The organism is Serratia sp. H1w, assembly GCF_000633355.1.
Taxonomy (GTDB): domain Bacteria; phylum Pseudomonadota; class Gammaproteobacteria; order Enterobacterales; family Enterobacteriaceae; genus Chania.
The window spans coordinates 1-1,487 of the sequence record NZ_AYMQ01000084.1; the positions used below are offsets into that span (position 1 = coordinate 1).

The window sequence follows — 1,487 nt, forward strand, 5'->3', positions numbered from 1 at the left end:
AACACATTGAATACTTGACCGACATTTTCGACGCCAACGCTATCGATGCTATCCGCGCCAGGCTCAGTAATAACATAGGTGGTCGCAAAGGGGTTGTTAGCCTGTTATATCCGCTGGCCGTCAGCAATTTGTCTATTGCGGCTATGAACCTGGCAGCTCAACTTGGTGCGCCAATGGTCGATGCTAACGTTATAAAGGGGCTGTAAATGGATATTAAACGCTATGGCATTAATTGGTTTGGCACTCTGGATCTGGTTGTTGAAATCGATCACGACATTGTGACAGAGAAAGAACTTCACCAAATTAATAATTTTTGGAGTGATAGCCAGGAACGTTTAATGGATGCAGACGGAAATGTATTACATGCTGTATTAAAAATGCTGGGGCAGCGTTGCTGGCCGCTTCTTATCGCTAACTGGACAATGAGCGGATCTTCACTGAGTAAAACTTTTGATGAAGAAGGCTGGCCACCAATGGACGGCTCCTGTGGTTTCCGAATTATCGACTGTGATGAGTTGGAGTTCGATGATTCGGATATTACCGTCAGTGAAATAGTCGAATAATGCAAAAGGGAGATAGGCAGCATGAACATGAACCAGAATCTCACTGTCAACATTAATAGCATGTCAATTCAGATGGCATTAGGTAGTGCTAGCCACACTATAACGGCAATGACTGCTATCGGTTTTACGGTTATCAGGATTGAAATCATTCAGCACAGTCGCCCAACCTTGGTTGTCCAGGCTGACAGTAATACGCTGAAATTGGTTAAAGACGGTAAAGCTGTACTCTATTGTCATGGTTCTGATGATAACGGCCCATTTAAAAAGTATCAGTGCCCAATGGGAAATTGTCGGATTGTTTGGGAGGAGCGTTAATTATGGCTATTAAGATAGAGGCTCAAATCGCAATTGATAGTGAAGGATATGTTGATGTACGGCTATTTGATGCAATAACCCAATGCGTTACCCAAGATGAACAGGTATTGCTGGAGAAGTTAAAGCCTGCATTTCGTGACTTCATTTTTTCTGAGTTGAAGAGTTCAGGACTGCATTTACTGCAGACATACAAAGATGAGTGCGCACCTGCTGTCACTCATTAACCAGGTAGTTAACCCTTAATAAAAGGCAATTACAAAAATGGCTAAAGGTAAAAAGCGGCTTAAAGCTGCGGCGGCTCTGTACGTCGCTCAATCGAAAACTGAGGTAATCGAGGGTATTAAAACCCTCGGTGACTTACAGCGTCAATTAACTCGCACCGAAACGGAAATGAATGACCAGATTGCGGCGGTCACGCAATATCATTCCCCTGAGATGGAAAGGCTAAAGGCTGAAATCGCCAGTTTCCAAACGGGTATCCAGACTTGGTGTGAGGCGAACCGCAAGGAACTGACCCAGGACGGCAAAACCAAGACCGTAAACCTGACTACGGGGGAGATCGTTTGGCGCAACCGACCACCGAGCTGCAGGTCAAGTATTCAATGTGTT

4 protein-coding genes and 1 pseudogene are annotated in these 1,487 nt (G+C 44.7%); all 5 read left to right on the forward strand.

The annotated features are described in order from the left end of the window. A pseudogene (locus U869_RS0119430) lies at positions 1–206 on the forward strand (hypothetical protein); the annotation flags it as partial. After that, positions 207–563, forward strand: coding sequence for a DUF2528 family protein (locus U869_RS0119435; protein ID WP_025123725.1), 357 nt, complete (start codon positions 207–209; stop codon positions 561–563). Positions 564–584: 21 nt separating this feature from the next. Beyond that, positions 585–878: a hypothetical protein gene (locus U869_RS0119440; protein WP_025123726.1), complete on the forward strand. Its 294-nt coding sequence runs from the start codon at positions 585–587 to the stop codon at positions 876–878. A gap of 2 nt (positions 879–880) precedes the next feature. Further along, positions 881–1,102 carry a hypothetical protein gene (locus U869_RS0119445; RefSeq protein ID WP_025123727.1) on the forward strand — a complete coding sequence of 74 codons (222 nt, stop codon included), beginning with the start codon at positions 881–883 and terminating at the stop codon, positions 1,100–1,102. Between the two features lie 28 nt (positions 1,103–1,130). Beyond that, positions 1,131–1,487: host-nuclease inhibitor Gam family protein (locus tag U869_RS0119450; protein ID WP_025123728.1), on the forward strand; the 357-nt coding region annotated here is incomplete at its 3' end.